The sequence below is a fragment of the Comamonas kerstersii genome, assembly GCF_008801935.1.
In the GTDB taxonomy this organism is placed as follows: Bacteria; Pseudomonadota; Gammaproteobacteria; order Burkholderiales; family Burkholderiaceae_C; genus Comamonas; species Comamonas kerstersii.
In genome coordinates, this window is sequence record NZ_VZOT01000001.1 from 629,272 (window position 1) to 650,732 (window position 21,461).

Annotated in this window: 18 protein-coding genes; 6 read left to right on the forward strand and 12 right to left on the reverse strand. The window is 60.8% G+C overall.

All coding sequences use genetic code 11. The features are described 5' to 3' along the window. Nucleotides 1–205: 205 nt before the first annotated feature. Nucleotides 206–2,383, forward strand: a complete 2,178-nt coding sequence (locus F7P80_RS02945) for a TonB-dependent receptor domain-containing protein (RefSeq protein WP_151042587.1) — start codon at nucleotides 206–208, stop codon at nucleotides 2,381–2,383. Between the two features lie 78 nt (nucleotides 2,384–2,461). On the opposite strand, the gene F7P80_RS02950 is transcribed toward F7P80_RS02945, so the two are convergent. From F7P80_RS02950 to F7P80_RS02960, 3 genes are all read right to left on the reverse strand, one after another. After that, nucleotides 2,462–2,869, reverse strand: coding sequence for an FKBP-type peptidyl-prolyl cis-trans isomerase (locus F7P80_RS02950; protein WP_151042590.1), 408 nt, complete (start codon nucleotides 2,867–2,869; stop codon nucleotides 2,462–2,464). A gap of 40 nt (nucleotides 2,870–2,909) precedes the next feature. Next, nucleotides 2,910–4,061: an aminotransferase class V-fold PLP-dependent enzyme gene (locus F7P80_RS02955; protein ID WP_054067161.1), complete on the reverse strand. Its 1,152-nt coding sequence runs from the start codon at nucleotides 4,059–4,061 to the stop codon at nucleotides 2,910–2,912. A gap of 134 nt (nucleotides 4,062–4,195) precedes the next feature. Next, the gene (locus F7P80_RS02960) at nucleotides 4,196–4,918 is read right to left on the reverse strand and encodes a YggS family pyridoxal phosphate-dependent enzyme (RefSeq protein WP_077345458.1); all 723 of its coding nucleotides are present in this window, start codon (nucleotides 4,916–4,918) and stop codon (nucleotides 4,196–4,198) included. A gap of 96 nt (nucleotides 4,919–5,014) precedes the next feature. On the opposite strand from F7P80_RS02960, the gene F7P80_RS02965 reads away from it, so the two are divergent. Then, a complete protein-coding gene (locus tag F7P80_RS02965; RefSeq protein ID WP_054065573.1) occupies nucleotides 5,015–6,058 on the forward strand; it encodes a type IV pilus twitching motility protein PilT in 1,044 nt (347 codons plus the stop codon). Nucleotides 6,059–6,083: 25 nt separating this feature from the next. Next, the gene (locus tag F7P80_RS02970) at nucleotides 6,084–7,220 is read left to right on the forward strand and encodes a PilT/PilU family type 4a pilus ATPase (protein WP_054065574.1); all 1,137 of its coding nucleotides are present in this window, start codon (nucleotides 6,084–6,086) and stop codon (nucleotides 7,218–7,220) included. A gap of 81 nt (nucleotides 7,221–7,301) precedes the next feature. Here the strand turns inward: F7P80_RS02970 and F7P80_RS02975 are convergent, their stop codons facing one another. The 4 genes from F7P80_RS02975 to glsA all read right to left on the reverse strand — a co-directional run bounded on the left by F7P80_RS02975 (nucleotide 7,302) and on the right by glsA (nucleotide 10,083). Then, nucleotides 7,302–8,003, reverse strand: a complete 702-nt coding sequence (locus F7P80_RS02975) for a BON domain-containing protein (RefSeq protein WP_151042593.1) — start codon at nucleotides 8,001–8,003, stop codon at nucleotides 7,302–7,304. Continuing rightward, nucleotides 8,003–8,599 carry an SIS domain-containing protein gene (locus F7P80_RS02980; protein WP_054065576.1) on the reverse strand — a complete coding sequence of 199 codons (597 nt, stop codon included), beginning with the start codon at nucleotides 8,597–8,599 and terminating at the stop codon, nucleotides 8,003–8,005. The genes F7P80_RS02975 and F7P80_RS02980 overlap by 1 nt, the downstream gene beginning before the upstream one ends. Before the next feature lie 95 nt (nucleotides 8,600–8,694). Then, complete coding sequence (locus tag F7P80_RS02985) at nucleotides 8,695–9,111, reverse strand: YraN family protein (RefSeq protein ID WP_082669770.1); 417 nt, start codon at nucleotides 9,109–9,111, stop codon at nucleotides 8,695–8,697. 30 nt (nucleotides 9,112–9,141) lie between these two features. Further along, nucleotides 9,142–10,083 carry a glutaminase A gene (gene glsA / locus F7P80_RS02990; RefSeq protein ID WP_151042596.1) on the reverse strand — a complete coding sequence of 314 codons (942 nt, stop codon included), beginning with the start codon at nucleotides 10,081–10,083 and terminating at the stop codon, nucleotides 9,142–9,144. A 173-nt stretch (nucleotides 10,084–10,256) separates the two neighbouring features. Here glsA and rsmI point away from each other — a divergent pair, with 173 nt between their 5' ends. Next, the gene (gene rsmI, locus F7P80_RS02995; RefSeq protein ID WP_151042601.1) at nucleotides 10,257–11,186 is read left to right on the forward strand and encodes a 16S rRNA (cytidine(1402)-2'-O)-methyltransferase; all 930 of its coding nucleotides are present in this window, start codon (nucleotides 10,257–10,259) and stop codon (nucleotides 11,184–11,186) included. 52 nt (nucleotides 11,187–11,238) lie between these two features. Here the strand turns inward: rsmI and F7P80_RS03000 are convergent, their stop codons facing one another. Together F7P80_RS03000 and F7P80_RS03005 are read right to left on the reverse strand one after the other, a co-directional pair. Beyond that, the gene (locus F7P80_RS03000) at nucleotides 11,239–12,489 is read right to left on the reverse strand and encodes an Hsp70 family protein (RefSeq protein WP_151042604.1); all 1,251 of its coding nucleotides are present in this window, start codon (nucleotides 12,487–12,489) and stop codon (nucleotides 11,239–11,241) included. A 315-nt stretch (nucleotides 12,490–12,804) separates the two neighbouring features. Further along, entirely contained in the window at nucleotides 12,805–13,476 is a 672-nt protein-coding gene (locus tag F7P80_RS03005; protein WP_151042607.1) for an ArsR/SmtB family transcription factor, read from the reverse strand. Between the two features lie 73 nt (nucleotides 13,477–13,549). Here F7P80_RS03005 and F7P80_RS03010 point away from each other — a divergent pair, with 73 nt between their 5' ends. Beyond that, entirely contained in the window at nucleotides 13,550–13,930 is a 381-nt protein-coding gene (locus tag F7P80_RS03010) for a DUF1360 domain-containing protein (RefSeq protein ID WP_151042610.1), read from the forward strand. Nucleotides 13,931–14,323: 393 nt separating this feature from the next. Here F7P80_RS03010 and F7P80_RS03015 read toward each other — a convergent pair whose 3' ends face one another. Genes F7P80_RS03015 through F7P80_RS03025 form a run of 3 tightly spaced genes read right to left on the reverse strand, consistent with a single transcriptional unit; the run spans nucleotide 14,324 to nucleotide 20,004 of the window. Beyond that, entirely contained in the window at nucleotides 14,324–15,733 is a 1,410-nt protein-coding gene (locus tag F7P80_RS03015) for an efflux transporter outer membrane subunit (RefSeq protein ID WP_151042612.1), read from the reverse strand. Continuing rightward, entirely contained in the window at nucleotides 15,730–18,870 is a 3,141-nt protein-coding gene (locus F7P80_RS03020; RefSeq protein WP_151042615.1) for an efflux RND transporter permease subunit, read from the reverse strand. The genes F7P80_RS03015 and F7P80_RS03020 overlap by 4 nt, the downstream gene beginning before the upstream one ends. A 12-nt stretch (nucleotides 18,871–18,882) precedes the next feature. Further along, nucleotides 18,883–20,004 (reverse strand): efflux RND transporter periplasmic adaptor subunit, encoded by a 1,122-nt coding sequence (locus F7P80_RS03025; protein ID WP_151042618.1) that lies wholly within the window; start codon nucleotides 20,002–20,004, stop codon nucleotides 18,883–18,885. A 238-nt stretch (nucleotides 20,005–20,242) separates the two neighbouring features. On the opposite strand from F7P80_RS03025, the gene F7P80_RS03030 reads away from it, so the two are divergent. Further along, a complete protein-coding gene (locus F7P80_RS03030) occupies nucleotides 20,243–21,022 on the forward strand; it encodes an IclR family transcriptional regulator (RefSeq protein WP_151042621.1) in 780 nt (259 codons plus the stop codon). The last annotated feature ends 439 nt before the right edge of the window (nucleotides 21,023–21,461 follow it).

The following is a 21,461-nucleotide window of genomic DNA, read 5'->3' on the forward strand; positions in this document are numbered from 1 at the left end:
GCCGTAGCACAGATCTCACAACTTGTTGCTTACAGGCTACAGGTTTACAGCAAAAAACTACGCGACTGAGAAGTATTTTCATTAAGAAACGCATAATCCACGTCGTCAACCGATTCCGGCTCAAGACAAGACGCAACCGGTACCGCCGCGCCACTGCGGCCATCCCCTTGTATTCCTTTCATGTCAGCCCCTGGCTGAGATTGCTATGCCTCAAAAATCTGTTCCATTTTTCACTCGCCCTACGCTGCTGGCGCTTGCTGCCGCAGCATGTGCTTCCGCCATCGCTCAGGACAACACACAGACCCTGTCTGAGGTGGTGGTTTCTGCCTCCGGCTTTGAACAGCAGATCAAAGATGCGCCTGCTTCGATTTCGGTGGTGACCCGCCAGGATCTGGAAACCAAGAACTTCCGTGATCTGGCCGACGCTTTGCAAGGCGTAGAAGGCATTGACGTACGCGGAGGCACAGGCAAAACAGGCGGTTTTGACATCAGCATTCGCGGCATGCCCAGCGACTACACGCTGATCCTGGTGGATGGCCGCCGCGTCAGTGCTGCTGGCGACACCACACCCAATGGCTTTGGCGCTTCCCAGACCTCGTTGATTCCCCCGCTGTCTGCCATTGAACGCATTGAAGTGGTGCGCGGCCCCATGTCCACCCTGTATGGCTCGGACGCCATGGGCGGTGTGATCAACATCATTACGCGCAAGATTGCCAAGGAGTGGGGCGGTAGCGTTCAAATCGAAGGTTCGCTGCCAGAACACAGCAACCAAGGTGCTGCGCAAAAAACCAGCTTCTATCTGAATGGCCCTATCCAGCAGGACAAGCTGGGCATTGCCATTCGCGGCAATTACTACAACCGCGACAAGTCGGAGCTAGATCTGCCCGCTGGTGCTAGCGCAGGCAGTTACAAGGGCATCGCACCGCCCAAGAGCGACCAGTACACCCTGGGTGCCAAGTTCACACTTTCACCTGCTGCGGGACATGAGCTTTGGCTGGATGTGGAGACTGCGCGGACCAAGTACGACAATCGCCACTGCGAGCTGGGCAGCGTTGACGGCACGGCCCGCAATGACTGCGGCAAGCCATCGAACACAGCCCATGGCTACAAGGACTACCTGCGCTTTGACCGTGAGCAGCTGGCCATTGGCTACAAAGGGCACTTCAGCATCGGCAATTTCGAGACCAGCCTCAGCCGCACCACCAATGACACCAAGGGCCGCACCCTGCCCACGGAAGCCTTCGGTCAGAACGATCCACTGCGCTATCTGATTGGCACGGATCGCAAGCTCAAATCCACCAGCACCATCTGGGACACCAAACTGACCAGCCCGCTTGGCGAGCGCCACCTGCTCACCGCAGGCTCGCAGCTGGTGCATGCAGTGGCCGAGGACGGGCTGCCCCAGCTCAAGGGCACGCCACGCTTCAAGCAGGACACTTGGGCGGTGTTTGCCGAAGATGAATGGTCCATCACGGACACGCTGATCGCCACCGGCGGCCTGCGCTACGACCACCATGACAAATTCGGCGGCCACTGGAATCCCCGCGCCTACCTGGTGTGGAATGCCACCGATGTCTTTACCTTCAAGGGCGGCATCAGCAAGGGCTTCCGTGCACCCAAGATCAACCAGCTGGTGGATGGCCCCTCCGGTGTATCCGGTCAGGGCCAGACAATCACCTATGGCAACCCCAATCTGAAGCCCGAGGAAAGCACCAGCACCGAGCTGGGCATGCTGTTTAACAACCAACAGGGCTGGACTGGCAATATCACGGCCTTCCACAACAAGCTCAAGAACAAGATTTCTTCCGACAGCTGCGTTGGCATCCTGCCTGGCTGCGCGGGCAGCAGCACGTTCTACATCAACCGTGATCGCGCCAAGACCTGGGGCTTTGAGCTGGGCACCAAGTATGTGTTCTCGCCCGAGTGGGATATTGCTGCCAACTACACCTGGACGGACAGCGAACTACTGCAGGACGGCGAGGTCATTGGCAAGCTCAGCGATACCGCCAAGCACGTTGCCAATCTGACGCTGAACTGGAAGCCCAGCCAGCAATGGTCGGTGTGGAGCCGAGTGGAATACCGCGGTCATAGCCGTCGCTTCGATACCAAGCCAAAAGCGAATGATCCAGATAATCTAAAGGCTTACGAACTCTTCAATAACGAACTCAAGGCCTACACCCTGGTACATCTGGGCGCGAACTACAAGGTCAATAAAAACGTGACCCTGAGCGCCAATATCTACAACCTGCTGGACAAGGACTTCAACAAGTACCAGAAGATTGGCAACACTTGGTACAACGACTACTACATGGGCGGCCGCTCTGTGAAGGGCTCTGCCCCCGAAGGCCGCACTCTGTGGCTGAAGGCGAACATCGAGTTCTAAAACTCGGCCATGCACCATCAAAGAAGGAGGCTCTTGGCCTCCTTCTTTGGTTTGCGGCTTGCAACATAGCGCAATGGCTTATTTGCCATTCACCCCCAACAACTCCACCTCAAAATTAATCGTGGCATTCGGTGGAATCACACCACCTGCGCCACGGCTGCCGTAGGCAATGCTGGGCGGGCAGGTCAGCTTCGCCTTGCCGCCGACCTTCATTTTCTGCACGCCCTCGGTCCAGCATGGGATCACGCCATTGAGGGGAAAGTCAATGGGCTGACCGCGTGCGATGGAACTGTCGAACTCCTTGCCGCTTTCAGGAAACCAGCCACGGTAGTGCACACGCACGGTATCCGTGGCCTGAGGCTGTGCGCCTGTGCCTTCGGTGATGACTTCGTAGATCAGGCCACTGGGTGTGGTTTCAGGGGCAGCGTGGGCTGCGCCTACCGCCAGCAGGCTGGCAGCGGCCAGCGCAAAAACTTGTTTTTTCATATGCAAAACGCTTTTCAGGGTTAGAAAGATCACGCAGCCATCATGACTTGGCAGCGGTGATGCCCATGGCATCCAGTGCCGCTTGCAGGTGTCCGACAGTACGCTCCACGTTGTGCCATTTTTCCAGGCCAAACAGGCCAATACGGAAGGTCTGAAAGTCAGCCCCCTCATCGCACTGCAGCGGCACGCCAGAGGCGGTCTGCAGGCCGGCTGCCAGGAATTTCTTGCCATTCTGGATGTCTGGATCCGTGGTGTAGCTCACCACCACACCGGGGGCCTTGAAGCCTTCGGCCGCCACACTGGGGAAGCCGCGGGACTCCAGCAGGGCACGCACCTGGCGGCCCAGCTCCATCTGCTCTTCCCGCACCCTGGCAAAGCCGTAGGCGCGGGTTTCCAGCATCACATCGCGCAGGCGCACCAGTGCATCGGTAGGCATGGTCGTGTGATAGGCGTGCTGGCCTTTTTCATAGCCCTCGGCAATCTGCATCCACTTCTTCAAATCGCACGAGAAGCTGGAGCTTTGCGTGTCTTCAATCGCCGTGCGTGCGCGCTCGGAGAGCATCACCATGGCGCAGCAGGGGGAGCTGCTCCAGCCCTTTTGCGGCGCGGAAATCAGCACGTCCACGCCGGTCTTGACCATGTCCACCCACATGGCACCGGATGCCACACAGTCCAGCACCAGCAGCGCGCCCACTTCATGCGCGGCATCGCTGATGGTGCGGATGTAGTCATCCGGCAGGATGATGCCGCTGGCGGTTTCTACATGGGGTGCGAACACCACCTTGGGCTTTTCGGCACGGATCGTGGCCGCCACCTCCTCCGCCGGGCAAGGTGCCCATGGATCCTGACTGCCCGTGCCTTGCTTGCGCGCCTTGCAGACGACGGCGCCGCCACCCAGACCAAAGTTGCCGGTGTCAAAAATCTGCGTCCAGCGGTAGCTGAACCAGCCATTGCGCACAATCAGCACCTTCTGCCCATTGGCAAACTGGCGAGCCACCGCTTCCATGCCAAAGGTGCCGCTGCCGGGCACAAGCACAGCGGTGTGGGCGTGGTAGACCTCCTTGAGGACGCCCAGAATGTCTTGTGCCACGCCCACAAAGCGTTTGGACATGTGGTTGAGCGCACGGTCGGTATAGACCACCGAAAATTCCAGCAGCCCATCAGGATCGATATCAGGCAAAAGTCCAGGCATTGTTTCTCCAGTTTATGCGGGCGGCACAGGCCCCTATTGCTATGGAAATCAGCTTAGCACGCCGTTTTTCGGCGCGCGAGCCTGCTCAGACTTTCTGTATAGCAGGCATATGCCTGTGCATATGCTGCCTGCACTCAGGCTTTGTGGCTGTAGTCGCGTGCGCCAAAAATGCCGCTGCCCACCCGCACCATGGTGCTGCCTGCCGCAATCGCGGTGTGCATATCGGCTGTCATGCCCAGGCTGATGGTGTCAAACCGCTCCAGCCCCGCCATGCCGCTGGCACGAATGTCCTCAAACACCTGCACCACCTTGCGGTGCACCTGCAGCATGGCTGCGTCATCAGGCTGTGGGTCGGGGATGCTCATCACCCCGCGCAGCTGCAGGCGCGGCAGCTGCGTGATGACGTGTGCCAGCTCCAGCGCCTGCTGCGGCGTACAGCCTGACTTGGTGCTGCCGCCATCCACATTCACCTGAATGCATACCTGCAGCGGTGGCAATTCCTCAGGACGCTGGTCATTGAGGCGCTGGGCAATCTTGTCGCGGTCAACGGTGTGTGCCCAGTCAAAGTGCTGGGCCACCAGCTTGGTCTTGTTGCTCTGGATGGGGCCAATGCAGTGCCAGACCAGCGCTGGCACATCCACCATGGCACGCACGGCAGCAATTTTGTCTACGCCTTCCTGGATGTAGTTTTCCCCAAAGGCACGCTGGCCAGCCAGTGCGGCCTCACGCACGGCTTCGGCCGGAAAGGTCTTGGACACGGCCAGCAGCGACACTTGTGTGGGCTGTCTGCCGCACTTTTGACATGCTTCATGAATCTGCGTGTGAACGCTTTGGAGCTTGTTGGCAATCGTGGTCATAATCTTTTGAAGCGTACCAAACCATCCTGCCACTGAGCGCAATTCGCCGGGCAAGGTGGCACAAAACCATGTGAGATTCAGAGAGGGAGAACTGCAGTGGACATCACCACCCTGCTAGCGTTTAGCGTCAAGAACAAGGCCTCTGACCTGCACCTTTCCGCAGGGCTGCCTCCCATGATCCGCGTGCACGGGGATGTACGCCGCATCAATGTGGACCCGCTGGACCACAAGACCGTGCACGCCATGGTCTACGACATCATGACGGACAGCCAGCGCAAGGCCTATGAAGAGCATCTGGAGGTGGACTTCTCGTTCGAAGTTGCCGGGCTGGCGCGCTTTCGTGTCAATGCCTACAACCAGTACCGTGGCGCAGCGGCCGTGTTCCGTACCATTCCCAGCAAGATCCTGACGCTGGAAGACCTCAACGCCCCCAAGATCTTTGCCGATCTGGCGCTCAAGCCCCGTGGCCTGGTACTGGTCACCGGCCCTACCGGCTCGGGCAAGTCCACCACACTGGCGGCCATGGTGGACTACCTCAACAGCAACCAGCACGGCCACATTCTGACGGTGGAGGACCCCATCGAATTCGTGCACACCTCCAAGAAAAGCCTGGTCAACCAGCGTGAGGTGGGCCCCATGACGCATTCCTTCTCTGCCGCCCTGCGCTCTGCCCTGCGTGAAGACCCGGACTGCATTCTGGTCGGCGAAATGCGTGACCTGGAAACCATTCGCCTGGCCATGACCGCCGCCGAAACTGGCCACCTGGTCTTCGGCACCCTGCACACTTCCAGTGCCGCCAAGACCATCGACCGTATCATCGACGTCTTCCCCGCCGAAGAAAAAGAAATGGTGCGCGCCATGCTGTCGGAATCGCTGCAGGCCGTGATTTCGCAGACGCTGTGCAAGACCAAGGACGGCAATGGCCGCGTGGCAGCGCACGAAATCATGATTGGCACCAGCGCCATCCGCAATCTGATCCGTGAAGCCAAGGTGGCACAGATGTACTCGGCCATTCAGACCGGCTCCAACGTGGGCATGCAGACCCTGGACCAGTGCCTGACCGATCTGGTGCGCCGCAATGTGATCAGCGCTGCCGAGGCACGCAGCAAGGCCAAGTCGCCCGAGAACTTCCCCGGTTAAGCCCTAGCGATTGGAGACATCAGCCATGGAACGCGATCAGGCCAGCAAATTCATCAACGACCTGCTCAAACTGATGGTGGCGCGCAAGGGCAGTGACCTGTTCATCACGGCCGACTTTCCGCCCGCCATCAAGGTGGACGGCAAGGTCACACGCCTTATGGACCAGCCTCTGGTGGCCGCACACACGCTGACGCTGGCGCGCTCCATCATGAGTGACCGCCAGGTGGCAGAGTTTGAGCGCACCAAGGAGTGCAACTTCGCCATCTCGCCAGCAGGCATCGGACGCTTTCGCGTCAACACCTTCATGCAGCAGGGGCGCGTAGGCATGGTGCTGCGCCGCATTCCTGCCGACATTCCTTCGATTGACCGCATGGGCCTGCCGCAGGTGCTCAAGGAGGTAGCCATGACCAAGCGTGGCCTGTGCATCTTTGTGGGTGCGACAGGCTCGGGCAAATCCACCTCGCTGGCCGCCATGGTGGACTGGCGCAACGAGCACTCCGAAGGCCACATCATCACCATCGAAGACCCCATCGAATTCGTGCACCCACACAAGAACTGCATCGTCACGCAGCGCGAAGTGGGGCTGGATACCGACAGCTGGGAGGCTGCGCTCAAGAACTCCCTGCGCCAGGCGCCGGATGTCATTTTGATGGGCGAAATCCGCGACCGCGAAACCATGGAGCACGCCATCGTGTTCTCGGAAACCGGTCACCTGTGCCTGGCCACCTTGCACGCCAACAGCGCCAACCAGGCGCTGGACCGCATCATCAACTTCTTCCCCGAAGAGCGCCGCGAACAGCTACTGCTGGACCTGTCGCTGAACCTGCGCGCCATGATCTCGCAGCGCCTGCTGGCACGTGAGAACGAAAAGGGCCGTGTGGCGGCCATGGAAGTGCTGCTCAATACACCACTGATTTCTGACCTGATCGCCAAGGGCGATGTGGTGGAAATCAAGGAAATCATGAAGAAAAGCCGCGAACTGGGCATGCAGACCTTTGACCAGGCCCTGTTTGACCTCTACGACAGCGGCACCGTCAGCTACGAAGACGCGCTGCGCAATGCGGACTCAGTCAACGACCTGCGCCTGCAGATCAAGCTGCACAGCAAGCGTGCGCACAACCCCAATCTGGCGGCTGGCACCGAGCACTTCCGCCTGCTGTAGACCTGCCCCCTGCCCTCAGCAGCCAACGCGCATAAAAAAATCCCGGACGTTCCGGGATTTTTTATCAGCTTGCAACTGCCATCATTTCACCGGCGTGATTTCCACGACAGGCTCCGCTGCCTGCACTGCAGGTGCGGCAGTGCCCTGCTTTTCCAGGGCTTCCTCGCGGGCCTTGTAGTTGGCCAGATCGTCTTCGCTGATGGTTTCAAACACGCGCACCACCTTGCTCACGCCATTGACGCCACGCGCAATTTCCGCCGCACGCTTGGACTCGCGGGGCGTCACAATGCCCATCAAATAGACCACGTTCTGCTCGGTCACCACCTTGATGGTGTTGGCCTGCAAGTCCTTGGCATCCAGGAAGCTGGCCTTGACCTTGCTGGTGATGAAAGCGTCCTTGGAGCGCTGGCTCAGCGAAGACACAAAAGGCACGACCTGCACTTCGTTCACCACGCGACGCACGTTCTCCACGCTGGCCACGGCACGCTCCAGCGCTTCCTTCTGCGCAGCCGTGCGTACTTCGCCGGTGATCATGGCCGTGCGGTTAAAGCTGGTCACGCTGGCGCGGGAGCCTTCGGGCAGGATTTCGCGGATCTTGGCTGCAGCCTTTTGCTCAATGCGTTCGTCTTCCACAATCATTCCAGAGGTGCGGCGGTCCGTCGCCACCATGGCCGTGGTCACAGCGCCACCACCCAGCACCAGCGGCACGCATGCCGTCAGGCTGCCCAGCAGCAAAGTACCTCCCAGTACCGCTACCCCTGTTCGATACCATTGTTTTTTCATCACATCTCCTGTTCGCCCAGCAACTGGGTATCCACACCATCGCACAAACAATTGAGCACCAGGTCATGCACCTCACGCACGCGCGCAGGGCGCTCGTGGGGCACACAGATCAGCGTATCGGTTTCACGCATGCGGCCCGCCAGCGCACCACCGGTATGACCAGTCAGGGCCACCACCATCATGTCGCGCTCGTGGGCGGCCTCCACCGCATCCAACAGACAGGTTTCATTGCCGGTGATGGAAATCACCAGCAGCACATCGCCAGCCTGGCCCAGCGAACGCACCTGCCGCGCCAGATAGTGGTTGGACAGACTGGGCGTGCCCGCAATGGTTCCCAGATAGCCGCTGTCCGAGGTCAGTGCCACCGCTGCCAGCTCCGGCCGATCACGCTCGAAGCCGCTGACGCACAGGCCTGCAAACATCTGTGCCTGGCTGGCCGATGCCCCCGTGCCGCAGGCCAGAATCTTGCCGCCGCCGGTGATGCTGGCAACCAGCGCCTGAATGGCAGAGGCAATGGGCAGACTCAGCGCTTGTGCGGACTGGTACTTCAGGTCCGCGCTGTCGATGAAATGTTGTTGAATTTGTTGATCAAGCATGGGGTGGTGATGATAACTGTGGGCTTTCTCGGATTTTGTAGCGTTCAGTAAGGGACTGCATCGCCTTGCCGCAGTTCCCGCAGGCAGACCCGTGGTCAGTCTGCCTCAAATGCCGATGCAATCCACTGCAGCTGGCCTGCGTCCATCAGCACCACATCAAAGCGGCAGGCTGCTGCACTGCCCTGCGCCTGCAGCCAGCACTGCGCGGCATGGATGAGCCGCTGACGCTTGGCATGGCCAATGCTGCCACCTGCACCACCAAAGCCGGTGTGACTGCGGCTGCGCACTTCCACAAACACCACCGTGCCATCTGCGGCTTGCAGGATTAAATCAATCTCACCCCCTCCGCGTCCGGGCGTTCGATAATTACGCGCTAACAACCGCAGGCCTTGTGCCTGCAGATAGGCCAGTGCCTGATCTTCAGCCTGCTGCCCCTTGCTGCATGTGCTCTGCATCTGAGCGTCCGTGTGGGTAGCTGCAGCCGTGCTGCGCCCACGCTGCCACCAATGCATATCTGCCCCTCCCCCTTGTAGCAATGGCTGTCATGACGCTGCCCCCTTAAACAGGTTGTAGCCCAGCGCCTGTGCCACATGGGCCACCATTTTCTGCCCACGCACGCTGTTGCCCACACTGTCCAGCGGTGGCGAAAACGCTGCAATTCCCATTACGCCAGGTACGACCGCCACAATGCCGCCACCTACGCCACTCTTGCCAGGCAGGCCCACGGCATACGCCCAGTCGCCCGAGCTTTCATACATGCCCTCCATCATCATTTCGGCCAGAATTTTGGGTACATGCGCGGCCTGCAGCACGCGCTGGCGGGTCAAGGGGTTCACACCTGCTGCAGCCAGCGTCGCCCCCATGGTGGCCAGCTCCAGCGTGTTCAGCAAGGTTGAGCACTGGCGCGTATACACATCACAGGCCTCCATGGGGTCGCAATACATATAGCCTGCTGACTGCAGCAGCCATGCAATTGCACGGTTGTGCCCATTGGTGCTCTGCTCGGAATCGTTCAGCGATGGTGACAGTGCGATCTCGCTGGAACCCATGGCCTGCTGCATCTGCAGCATGCGCTGCCAGCGCTCTTCCACGGAAGCTGCCTTAACCAGGCTGGTCGCCGCCATGGCACCAGCATTCACCAGCGGTGACAGGGGCTTGCCGCCATGTAGCTCCAGTGCAATGACCGAGTTGAAAGGCAAGCCGGTAGCCTGCGCACCAATCTTGCTGTGGATGGCTTCAGCCCCCCAGTCTTCCAGCGCCAGTGCCAGCGCGCAAACCTTGGAGATGGACTCCAGCGCAAAGCGGTACTGTGCATCCCCTGCGGTAGCCACTTGCCCTGCAGCCGTCACCACAGCGATGGCTGACAAATGGCTGGGAATGTCTGCCAGAAAGGGAATGTAGTTGGCATTGGCGCCGCCCTGGGCCTGCCCGTGGGCTTGATACGCGGCCTGCACTGCCGCCTGTACGGCTTCGAAATCTCGCATGTCATTTTCCTCCTGATGCACTGTTCCCCCCTCACGCAAGCATTCTTTCTCGCCAGGCAAGGCCATAGCATGGGGTATAGCACAGGCGCTGCGGGCCGCATATTTGAGCACTGATACGTACAATCTGCGCCACTGCATGAAGGGGCCTTGGCGCCCCATTTCAAGGAACAACATTGAGTGCCTCTTTTGCATCGGCATTGACAGCAGCGCGTGATGCAGCTGCCTCGCAAAATTATCCACAAGGCGTGCTCTACGTCATCGCCACGCCTATCGGCAATCTGGCCGACATCTCGCTGCGCGCCCTGCACGTGCTGCAGATCGTGGACGCCATTGCCTGCGAAGACACACGCCACACCCAGGGCATGCTGCGCAGCTACGGGCTGGACCGCCCCGGCAGCCAGCTGCTGGCCGTGCACCAGCACAACGAGGCCGAGGCCGCCGCAGGCATCATTGCCCGCCTGCAGCAAGGCCAGCGCATTGCCTATGTGAGCGATGCTGGCACTCCCGGTGTGAGCGATCCCGGCGCGCGCCTGTGCGCTGCGCTGCAGGCCCACGGCCTGCGCGCCATGCCCCTGCCCGGTGCCAGCAGCGTGACTAGCGCCATCAGCGTGGCAGGCTGCGTGCCCCCCGGCCAGACCGATGGCGGCTTTGTGTTTGCCGGTTTTCTGCCCACCAAAAATGCCGAGCGCCAGGCGGCCGTGCAAAAGCTGGCGGCAGAGCCGCGCTGCACCGTGCTGCTGGAAGCGCCACACCGCATTCAGGACATGGTCAAAGCCCTGGCCGTGCTGGGTGAGCGCAAGGTGACGCTGGCGCGCGAAATCACCAAGCAGTTTGAGCAGGTGAGCACCCATGCCGCGCAGGACGTCGCCGCCTGGCTGGAAGCCGAAGCCACGCGCAGCAAGGGCGAGTTCGTCATCGTGCTGCACCCGGTGGAGCTGCAGCAGGAAAACGGCGAAGCCGAGCGCGTATTGCGCCTGCTGCTGGCTGAGCTGCCGACCAAGACGGCCGTCAAGCTCACCGCCGAAATCACCGGCGCCAACCGCAACACCTTGTATGAGCGCGCGCTGGAGATCAAGCGCGAAGCGGAAGGCGACGAGGAATAACAGCCAAATTGGCCGCTAGCGCTTATGCAGCAAGCGCTGGCAGCTATGTTTTTTATGCGTAGGCCAGACCAGACGCCACGCCACCGAACAGGTCACCGGCGACCTGTGGCGTGGTCGGGAAAGCCTGCTGCAGCGCATCACGCAGCGTCTGCAGGGCCGACGAACCACCGGTCAGATACAGCGCCGTAATCTGCTCCTTGCGCAGACCGGCCTTGTTCACGCATTCCTGCGCGCACTTGACCACCTCAGCCAGCAGGGCCTGCAGGTGCTGCTCCAGCCCTTCAGGCGTAATTTGCGCAGCCAGACCACTTTCCACCCAGCCCAGGTCCAGCTGCGCAGTCGCTGCCGTGCTGGATGCCGTGATCTTGCCCTGCTCCACGGCATCGGCCAGGCGGTGGCCAGCTTGTTCTTCGAGTACCCGCATCAGGCGGGCATGCAGATGGCGGTCGCTGTAGTCGCTGCGCAGTGCCTCGGCCTCACGCAGTGCCTTGGCGGTATAGAGCCACTGAATCAGGTGCCAGGTGGACAGGTCATAGAACACGCGGCTGGGCACTTCGCGGCCGCTGGGGCCGTGGTGGCCCAGGCCCAGCAGAGGCTGCACTTCGGCAACGTTGAGCTTGTGGTCAAAGTCCGTACCGCCAATGTGCACGCCCGTGGTGGCGAGGATGTCCTGCGTACGGTCCCGTTTGCCTGCGTGCTGCGGGCCCAGGCGCACCACGGTGAAGTCCGACGTACCGCCGCCAATGTCCACCACCAGAATGCAGGCCTCTTCGCTCAGGCGCTGCTCATAGTCCAGCGCTGCCGCAATGGGCTCCAGCTGGAAAGCCACTTCCTGGAAACCTGCTGTGTGCGCCGCCGCTTCCAGCGAAGCCTGTGCCTGCGCATCACGCTCAGGGTTGCCATCCACAAAGTGCACGGGGCGGCCCAGCACCACACGCTCGGGCATGCCGCCCATGTGCTGCTGCGCCTGCTCAGCCATGTGCTTGAGGAAGATGGCAATGATGTCCTGGTAACTCACCAGCTGGCCGTGCACTGCCGTCTTGTCCTGCAGCAGGCTGCTGCCTAGCAGGCTTTTGAGAGAGCGCATCAGGCGGCCTTCTTCGCCCGCCAGGTATTGCTTCATCGCATCACGGCCGTAGTGCGTGCTGTGGTCTTCGTAGTGAAAGAACAGCGCCGTGGGCATGGCCGCTGCCTTGCCTTCCAGCGGCACCAGCTGTGCGCTCTGCCCGGCGGTGCGCCATGCCATGGCGGAGTTGGAAGTACCAAAGTCAATACCCAGCGTGGTGTGCGGAAGAATGTGCATGCAAGAAGTCCAGAGAGGGCAGCCCTCTATCAAAACAAGAGCTGCCAGCGCTGATAAAACAAGCTTTTAAGATACTTTTCTCTTTAAAAGCAAGTGTTTATCAGCGCTGGCAGCTATTTTTCTGATACTGCCTGATCAAACAAAGGGGCGCTATTGTGGCAGCTTGGGGAAAGCCTTGCTGGTCTTTCAGCATGCGCATACCAGCAGAAAGCTACCCTGCGAAACTCGACTTCACTCCTACATCGCGACGCTTGTGCATGCGTGGGGAAGGCAGTGGCTATGCTGTCTGCTTTCGGCCAGGAGCTGCCATTGAAGCTACAGAGCTACGCCCACTTCACTTGCCATTCCTGCTTGTTCCCATTCAGGTACACCACCAACCAAGCGCTGTGCCTTGAAGCCTTCACTGAGCAATAGCTCGACCGCTTGGGTGGAAGATATGCAGTAGGGGTCACGGCAATAGGCCACGATGTCCGTCCTCGGCAGTTGCTTCATTTGCACCTGGAGCTGCGCCATGGGAATGTTGATTGCGCCCGGAATGTGCGCCTGTGCAAACTCTGATTCAGGACGGACATCAATCAAGGTGATGTTCTGTTCGCCCATTCTTCGCCGCAGCTCTGTGACTGTGATGCCTTCCAGTTTGAGAGGTTGAAAGTCCTGTGACAGTGCTCTGTGCAGCTCACTGCGCTGGAACTCAGCGTAGTTGCGCAACGCAGCGAGAACCTCCGTCAGTGGACCTTGGCCAAGTCGATAGAGCATCTGCTTGCCTTGTCTGCGAGCTGTGACGAAGCCTGCTCGTTTCAAGGTCTGCAAATGTTGTGAGGTGTTGGCAATACTTAGGTGGGAAAGCTCGGCAAGCCGTTCCACCGCCATCTCCCCATTCGACAGTTGTTCCAGAAGCGCCAAGCGCTGTGGGTTGCCTAGAGTCTTTGCAATGTCGGCGTATTGGGCCAAAACACTTGGCCCGGTGGGTGATGCTTGAACTTCCATAGGGCAAAGATACCATTTGCACTATCATTCAATTGTTTAATTGAATGTATAACCTGTTGGAGAAGGTTTCGATATGGAAATCGTTTGGAGCAATAGCGCTGCTGCGCTGTGGATGTGCGTGGTTATAGCGGTAGCGGCTGCCAGCATTTCCTACACCATCACCATGACGGAGTTGTTCGCGCCAGTCAGAGCATGGACTCAGAAGCTAGGGCACATGATTGGCTACTTGTTCACCTGCTTCTACTGCATGAGCCATTGGGTGGTGATTGCTGCGGTGCTGATTTACCAACCTCGACTCATTCAAAGTGGTTCGTTGGTCTGCGACCTTATTGTTTCAACCTTCTTCACCATTACGATTTCGGCATTGGCTTGTGGCTTATTGTTCAGAGTTTTCTTGACGGCCATGGCCATGAAGCTCAAGCAAAAGGAAATGGCTGAAGCCATGTCCAAGTGAAAATAAAGCCACTTTCGAGTGGCTTTTTTCTTGGTGCTCACACATCCAAGTGTCCGCTATGGGTCGAGAGCAGGCTTTCAAACAGAGCGATGCTGCTTGCTACCACCCCGCGCGCGCAAGCGTCGCGCGTGATCAAAATAAAAAATCAAATTTCCGGCGGCTGTCTGAGCGGAACGACGAAGGAGTGCAGCGAGTTCCGCCGGACAGCCGTCGGCAGACGCGCTTTTTGGTCACTTTTTGTCGCGCACAAAAAGTGACTCGCCTGCCGGGGCGAGACCCGGCCCTCCCCTCAAACACATCACCGCCACCTCAAATAACAAAAGCCACCCCAGCACAACAGCCAGGGTGGCTTTTTCTATCCAGCCGCTGAAAAGCACTTTTCAGCCCAGCGCATTACTGGGCTGACGCTGCCTCCAGCATGCCCCCACCCAGCGCCTTGAACAGATTGACCTCGCTGATGGCCTGCTGCAAAGCGGTTTGCACCACGCCCAGCTCGGCATTGAGCAGGCTGCGCTGGGCATCCAGCACGGTCAGATAGGCTTCCACGCCGTTGTCATAGCGCAGCTGGGCCAGGTCCAGGTACTTGCCAGAGGTTTGCAGCAGGTGCTGGTTGGCCTGCAGCTGCGTGCCAAAGGTTTTGCGGGCGGCCAGGCCATCTGCCACTTCGCGGAAGGCGGTCTGGATGGCTTTTTCGTACTGCGCCACACGCATGTCTTTTTGCAGCGTGGCGTAGTCGAGGTTGGCCTTCAGGCGGCCGCCGCTGAACAGCGGAATATTGATCTGGGGCGCAAAGCTCCAGGCGCCCGAGCCGCCCTTGAACAGGCCGGACAGATCGCTGCTGGCCGTGCCCGCACTCGCGGTGAGCGAGATGCTGGGGAAGAAGGCCGCACGCGCCGCGCCGATGTTGGCGTTGGCGGCCTTGAGCTGCTGCTCGGCTGCCAGAATGTCCGGGCGCTGCGCCAGCACCTGCGAAGGCAGGCCCACGGGCAGTGCCGCAAACTGCCAGCGCTGCGGTGCCACGCGCGCATTGAGCACGGAAGCGGGCAGTTCGGCCCCCACCAGTGCCTGCAGGGCGTTCAGGTCCTGCTCCACGGCACGCTGCATCTGGGCGTGCTGGGCACGGGCGCTGTCCACGGCGGTCTGGGCCTGGTGCAGCTGCAGGTCGGAGGCAATGCCGTTTTCCACCTGCACCGCAATCAGCGCCAGCGCATCTTCATTGGCCTTGACGGTGCGGGTCAGCACATCCAGCATCTGCTGGTTGGCCTGCCAGCTCATCCAGGCGCTGGCCGTTGCAGCGACCAGGCTCAGCTCGGTGGCCTTGCGCGTGCTTTCCATGGCCAGGTAGTTCTGCAGGGCCTGCTCGTTGAGCGACTTCACGCGGCCAAACAGGTCCAGCTCATAGGCGGCCACGCCCAGCCCCACGGTGTAGGTGCTGGAGATGACGGCATCTGGCGCGCCAGCCACATCGGCAGGCACACGCTGGCGCGAGCCTGCGGCCTGTGCACCGATGGCAGGCGTGCTCTCGGCTTTCTGAATGCGGTAGAGCGCCTGAAAAGCTTCCACATTCAGCACGGCAGCGCGCAGGTCGCGGTTGTTGGACAGCGTGAGGGCAATGACTTCGCGCAGCTCAGGGTTGGCAAAGAACTGCTGCCACTGCACGGCGGCGGCTTCGCTGCCTTGCGCCTGTGCGCTGGGCCAGGTGGCGGCCACGGGGGCGGCCGGGGTTTCATACTTGGGGGCCATGGAGCAGGCGCTCAACAGCCCCGCCAGCGCCAGAGCGCCGGTCAGGGTGTGCAATTTCATGCGTTTTTCTCCTCTGCTTCCGCAGCAGGTGTGCGCTTGCCAAAGCGTTCGGTGATATGACCAATCACGTAGAAGAACAGGGGCACAAAGAAGATGGCGAGAAAGGTACCCGCCAGGGTGCCGCCCACCACGCTGGTGCCGATGGAGTGCTGGCTGCCGCTGGATGCGCCCGTGGCAATGGCCAGAGGCACCACACCCAGCACAAAGGCCATGGAGGTCATGATGATGGGGCGCAGACGCAGGCGTGCAGCTTCCACGGCAGCGCGCATCAGCGGCTTGCCTTCGCGATGCAGCTCGCGTGCGAACTCCACGATCAAAATGGCGTTCTTGGCCGCCAGACCCACGGTGGTAATCATGCCGATCTGGAAGAACACGTCATTGGTCAGACCACGGCTCAGTGTGGCCAGCACAGCACCCAGAATACCCAGGGGCACCACCAGCATCACCGAGAACGGGATCGCCCAGCTTTCGTACAAGGCTGCCAGACACAGGAACACCATGAGCATGGACAGGGCCATGATCCAGGCGCTCTGGTTGCCCGCCTTGATTTCTTCATACGACAGGCCAGACCAGACCAGGTCCACACCCGGTGGCAGCTGCTGGGCCAGACCTTCGACCACGGCCATGGCTTCACCCGTGCTCACGCCGGGGGCTGTGCCACCGACGATCTGCACGGCAGGCACGCCGTTAAAGCGCTCCAGCTTGGCGGGGCCGTAGACCCACTTGCCGGTCGCAAAGGCGCTGAAAGGCACCATCTTGCCGGCGTCATTGCGCACATACCACTTGGCGAAATCGTCCGGACCCACGCGCGATTCCGCCTTGCCTTGCAGGAAGACCTTCTTCACGCGGCCACGGTCGATAAAGTCATTGATATAGGCCGAGCCCCAGGCAATCGACATGGTGGAGTTGATGTCCGCCAGATTCAGACCCAGCGCACGCGCCTTTTCCTCGTCGATTTCAATCTGGAACTGTGGCTCGTCAGACAGACCGTTGGGGCGCACCATGGCCAGCTGTGGCGTCTGCGCCGCCATGCCCAGCATCTGGTTGCGCGCCTGCATCAGCACTTCGTGGCCCACGCCACCGTTGTCCTGCAGGTAGAAGTCAAAGCCTGTGGCATTGCCCAGTTCGATGATGGCTGGCGGCATGATGGGCACGATCATGGCGTCATTGATCTGGCTGACAAAGCCCCAGGTGCGGCCATACAGCGCCTTGAGGTGCTGATCAGGGCGCTTGCGCTGCTCAAAGGGCTTGAGCTCCACGAACAGCAGACCAGAGTTCTGACCGCGACCGGCAAAGTTGAAGCCGTTCACCGACATCACGCCGTTGACCGTGTCCTTTTCGTTTTCCAGCAGGTGGTTCACCACCTTCTGCAGCACCTGCTCGGTACGGGCGGCCGAGGCATTGGGTGGCAGCTGTACCTGCACCATCATCGTGCCCTGGTCTTCTTCGGGCAAGAAGGCGGTGGGGATGCGCGCGAACAGCACCGCCAGTGCCACCAGCAGCAGCGCGTAGATCAGCAGGAAGAGCTTGTTGCGCTTCAAGATGCCTTCCACGCCCACGGCATAGCCGCTGGCACCGGCGTTGAACACGCGGTTGAACCACGCAAAGAACGCGGCAGGCTTCTTGCCGGGTACGGGTGCCTTCAGAATCGTCGCGCACAGGGCGGGCGTGAAGATCAGCGCCACCAGTACGGACAGGGTCATGGCAGCCGCAATGGTCACGGCAAACTGGCGGTAGATCACGCCGGTGGAGCCATCCATGAAGGCCATGGGCACAAACACGGCAGAGATCACCAGACCGATACCGACCAGCGCACCGGAGATCTGGCCCATGGACTTGATGGTGGCTTCCTTGGGCGAGAGATGCTCTTCGTGCATCAGACGCTCCACGTTTTCCACCACCACAATCGCGTCGTCCACCAGCAGACCAATTGCCAGCACCATGGCAAACATGGTCAGCAGGTTGATGGTGAAGCCCGCTGCCAGCAGGATGCCGAACGTACCCAGCAGCACCACAGGCACGGCCAGCGTAGGCACCAGCGTGGCACGGATGCTCTGCAGGAACAGCAGCATCACCAGAAACACCAGCACGATGGCTTCAAACAGGGTGTGGACCACCGAGTCGATGGACACCTGCACCACGGGCGAGGTGTCGTAGGGGAAGACCACCTTCACCCCGGGCGGGAAGTTGGGTTCCAGCTTGGCAATGGTGGCGCGCACGGCCTTGACCGCATCCAGCACATTGCCGCCGGTGGTCAGTCGCAAAGCCAGTGCCGACGAAGGCTTGCCGTCAAACTTGCTGGAAATGGCGGTGAACTGGCCACCCAGCTGCACATCGGCCACGTCCTTGAGGCGCACCTGGGCACCATTGGGCTTGACCTTGAGCATGATTTCGCGGAACTCTTCCGCCGTCTTCATGCGGGTCTTGCCCAGCACGGTGGCCTGCAGCTGCACCTTGTCATTGATGGTGGGCAGACCGCCGAGCTGCCCGGCAGACACCTGCACGTTCTGGCTCTTGACGGCAGCAATCACATCCGAAGGCGTGAGCTGGTGGGCGTTGAGCTTGGCAGGGTCCAGCCAGATGCGCATGGCATACGGTGCACCAAACAGCGTGAAGTCACCCACGCCCTCGGTACGCGAGATGGGGTCCTGCAGGTTGGTGGCAATGTAGTCCGCCAGGTCGGCCGAACTCATGGAGCCGTCTTCCGACACCAGGCCCACCACCAGCATGAAGTTCATCTGGTACTTGGCCACGCGGATGCCCTGCTGCTGCACTTCCTGCGGCAGCATGGGGGTGGCGAGGTTGAGCTTGTTCTGCACCTGCACCTGGGCGATGTCAGGGTCCGTGCCTTGCTCGAAGGTCACGACGATCTGCATGGAGCCATCCGACTCCGAAGCCGAGGTGATGTAGCGCAGGCCATCGAGGCCGTTGAGCTGCTGCTCGATCACCTGCACCACGGTGTCCTGCACGGCCTGTGCAGAAGCGCCGGGGTAGGTCACCGAAATCGAGATCGCGGGTGGTGCCACATTGGGGTACTGGTTGATGGGCAGGCCCTTGATGGCCAGCACACCCGCCAGCATGACCACAATGGCCACGACCCACGCAAAAATGGGGCGGTTGATAAAGAACTTGGACATGGCGTGCTTTCCTTATGCGCCCTTGCCCACGGCGTACAGGTCGGTCACGATGTCCACATTCGTGGCAGGCACGGGCTGCACGGGCATTTCGCCGCGCAGTTTCTGCAGGCCTTCGGTAATCACCTTCTCACCGGGTTGCAGACCACCTTCCACCAGCCAGGTATTGCCCACCGAACGGACCGCATTCACAGGGCGTGGCTTGGCGATGTTGTCTGCCCCCACCACCCAGACCATGGGCTTGCCCTGGGTGTTGCGCCACACGGCCTGCTGGGGCACGAGCAGAGCATCGTCCCTGGCAGCCGTCTGCACCTGGGCACGCACAAACATGCCGGGGCGCAGCAGGCCATCGGGGTTGGCAAAGGTGGCGCGCAGGGTCACGGAACCTGTGCCCTCATCCACATGCATTTCCGAAAACTTGAGCGTGCCCTGCACGGGATAGACGCTGCCGTCTTCCAGCAGCAGTCGCACCTGGGCGCTGCCCTTGGCATTCTCGGCACGCAGGCGCAGGATGTCGGTCATGGACTGCTGCATGTCCACATGGATGGGGTCCAGCTGCTGCACGGTGGCCATGGCCTGGGACTGGCCCACGCTGACCAAGGCGCCTTCAGTCACATTGGAGCGGCCGATATAGCCGGAGATGGGCGACAGCACCTTGGCATAGACGGTGTCGATGCGTGCCAGCTCGACGTCAGCCTGGGCATTGCGCCAGGCGCTCATGGCGTCGTCGTACTGCTGCTGGCTGATGGCGTTCTTCTCGCGCAGCACTTCGTAGCGCTTGGCCAGGTTCTCGGCACTTTGCAGCTGGGCCTGCGCCTTGGCCAGGCGGGCGTTCATGGTGGCGGGGTCAATCTGGTAGAGCGGCTGGCCCTTCTTGACCATGCTGCCTTCTTCAAACAGACGCTTTTGCACGATGCCGCTGGTCTGGGGTCGCACTTCCGCCACGCGCGAGGCCACGGTACGGCCGGGCAGCTCTGCATCCAGCGACACAGCCTGTGGCTGCACCTCATACACCCCCACGGCGGCAGGGCCGGGAGCACCGGCCTGCGCACCGGGCTTGTCACCACAGGCAATCAACGTGGCTGCGGCCGCCACGGCCAGCGCCGTGCGCACCACGTTTGGAAGCGTCACGCTCATGAATTCACTCTCCTCGCAAAAGCCAGCCCCTGCTGGCACATCAGGGTTAGACGACAAAAGGACGGTGCGCCTTGCGGTGCATCCGCCCTTTTACCTGTATCACATTGCGATTCAGTGTATCACTAGACGATCATTTTCGAGGGCATCACCACGGGCACAACCCTACGACCACAGAAGGCGATAAGCTCGGTGACTTGCATCCTTTCCCAACCTCTGCACAACTTCGAGATGGCCTGCCATGACCGAAAGCCCCGCTATTGATCCCGACGACCGCCAGCAATGTGGCATTCAGGTCATTGCGCGCATGAGCCGCATCATGCGTGTGCTCTCTGCCCACGGCCAGCCCTGCGGCATGAGTCTGGCTGCGATTGCGGCCGAGGTGGAGCTGCCGCGCTCGACCGTGCAGCGCATCATCAATGCGCTGGTGGTGGAAAACATCGTCGAGCCGGCGGGCAGCACCGGCTTTCGCATTGGCCCGGCGCTGGGGCAGATGCTGTACCAGACGCATTCGGACATCGTCCCCGTGCTCAAGCCCTATGCCGAGCAGCTGTCGCTGAAGCTGCAGGAAACCGTGTGCCTGGTGCGACTGCAGCAGCACCAGCTGCATGTGGTGGATGCCATCGTAGGCGAGCAGGTGCTGCGCGTGGTGCCGCAGCTGGGCATGGCACCGCCACCGCAGACCACAGCACCCGGCAAGACGCTGCTGGCGCGCATGGATGACGCCTCGGTGCAGGAATGGGTGCGGCAATCAGGCGCGCCCAACGCCGTGCCGCTGAAGCAGCTGCTGCGTGAGATGGCCCAAATCCGCAGCCAGGGCTTTGCACTGGACTATGACCAGGTGCTGCCTGGCGTGGCGGGGCTCGCGGTCTCCATTGGCACCTACCGTGGCGCATATTCCATGGCCGTGCTCGCCCCCACGGTGCGCATGCGCGAGAAGCTCGACAGCTTTCAGCGCGAGCTGTTCACGCTGCGCGATGCCATGGAAAAGCTGCTGGGCAAGCCCAGTCTGCTCGCCTAGGGCGTGTTCACGTAAACATTGGGTTCGCGCAGCCACGACAAGGCCGCCCCTGCAGTGTTGCCCGCCTGGCGCGGGTGCGCACCCGCGCTGCGCCGTGCGTCGCGCATTGACGGCCTTGTCGTGGCTGCCCCTGATATTGAAATCACCAATGGGGTTGAAGGCTTGGGGCGGTCTGCGTTGTTGCGGTGGCTGGCAAGGCGCTCGGCATTGCTGCGCCACCGCGTCTAGCAGCCCATCCCCAAGCCTTCAACGCGAATTCCCAAGCTTTATGTGAACACGCCCTAGTGTCCTGTCCTGTTAATTTATGGCATCAATCGTGCATGCCAATACGGTATCTTGAGAACGGAGATACCGCTATGAGAACTGGCAGACCAAAGACTCAATTGGTGTTGAGCGATGAAGAGCGGGTGCAGCTGCAGTCTTTCGCGCGTAGCCGCTC

Excerpts from the sequence above, each read along its gene's own strand:
- F7P80_RS02950 (WP_151042590.1), bottom strand. The coding sequence starts at position 2,869 with ATGAAAAAACAAGTTTTTGCGCTGGCCGCTGCCAGCCTGCTGGCGGTA.
- F7P80_RS02970 (WP_054065574.1), top strand. The coding sequence starts at position 6,084 with ATGGAACGCGATCAGGCCAGCAAATTCATCAACGACCTGCTCAAACTG.
- F7P80_RS02975 (WP_151042593.1), bottom strand. The coding sequence starts at position 8,003 with ATGAAAAAACAATGGTATCGAACAGGGGTAGCGGTACTGGGAGGTACT.
- F7P80_RS02980 (WP_054065576.1), bottom strand. The coding sequence starts at position 8,599 with ATGCTTGATCAACAAATTCAACAACATTTCATCGACAGCGCGGACCTG.
- glsA (WP_151042596.1), bottom strand. The coding sequence starts at position 10,083 with ATGCGAGATTTCGAAGCCGTACAGGCGGCAGTGCAGGCCGCGTATCAA.
- F7P80_RS03010 (WP_151042610.1), top strand. The coding sequence starts at position 13,550 with ATGGAAATCGTTTGGAGCAATAGCGCTGCTGCGCTGTGGATGTGCGTG.
- F7P80_RS03005 (WP_151042607.1), bottom strand. The coding sequence starts at position 13,476 with ATGGAAGTTCAAGCATCACCCACCGGGCCAAGTGTTTTGGCCCAATAC.
- F7P80_RS02945 (WP_151042587.1), top strand. The coding sequence starts at position 206 with ATGCCTCAAAAATCTGTTCCATTTTTCACTCGCCCTACGCTGCTGGCG.
- F7P80_RS03030 (WP_151042621.1), top strand. The coding sequence starts at position 20,243 with ATGACCGAAAGCCCCGCTATTGATCCCGACGACCGCCAGCAATGTGGC.
- F7P80_RS03025 (WP_151042618.1), bottom strand. The coding sequence starts at position 20,004 with ATGAGCGTGACGCTTCCAAACGTGGTGCGCACGGCGCTGGCCGTGGCG.
- F7P80_RS02985 (WP_082669770.1), bottom strand. The coding sequence starts at position 9,111 with ATGCATTGGTGGCAGCGTGGGCGCAGCACGGCTGCAGCTACCCACACG.
- F7P80_RS03020 (WP_151042615.1), bottom strand. The coding sequence starts at position 18,870 with ATGTCCAAGTTCTTTATCAACCGCCCCATTTTTGCGTGGGTCGTGGCC.
- F7P80_RS03000 (WP_151042604.1), bottom strand. The coding sequence starts at position 12,489 with ATGCACATTCTTCCGCACACCACGCTGGGTATTGACTTTGGTACTTCC.
- F7P80_RS03015 (WP_151042612.1), bottom strand. The coding sequence starts at position 15,733 with ATGAAATTGCACACCCTGACCGGCGCTCTGGCGCTGGCGGGGCTGTTG.
- F7P80_RS02960 (WP_077345458.1), bottom strand. The coding sequence starts at position 4,918 with ATGACCACGATTGCCAACAAGCTCCAAAGCGTTCACACGCAGATTCAT.
- F7P80_RS02955 (WP_054067161.1), bottom strand. The coding sequence starts at position 4,061 with ATGCCTGGACTTTTGCCTGATATCGATCCTGATGGGCTGCTGGAATTT.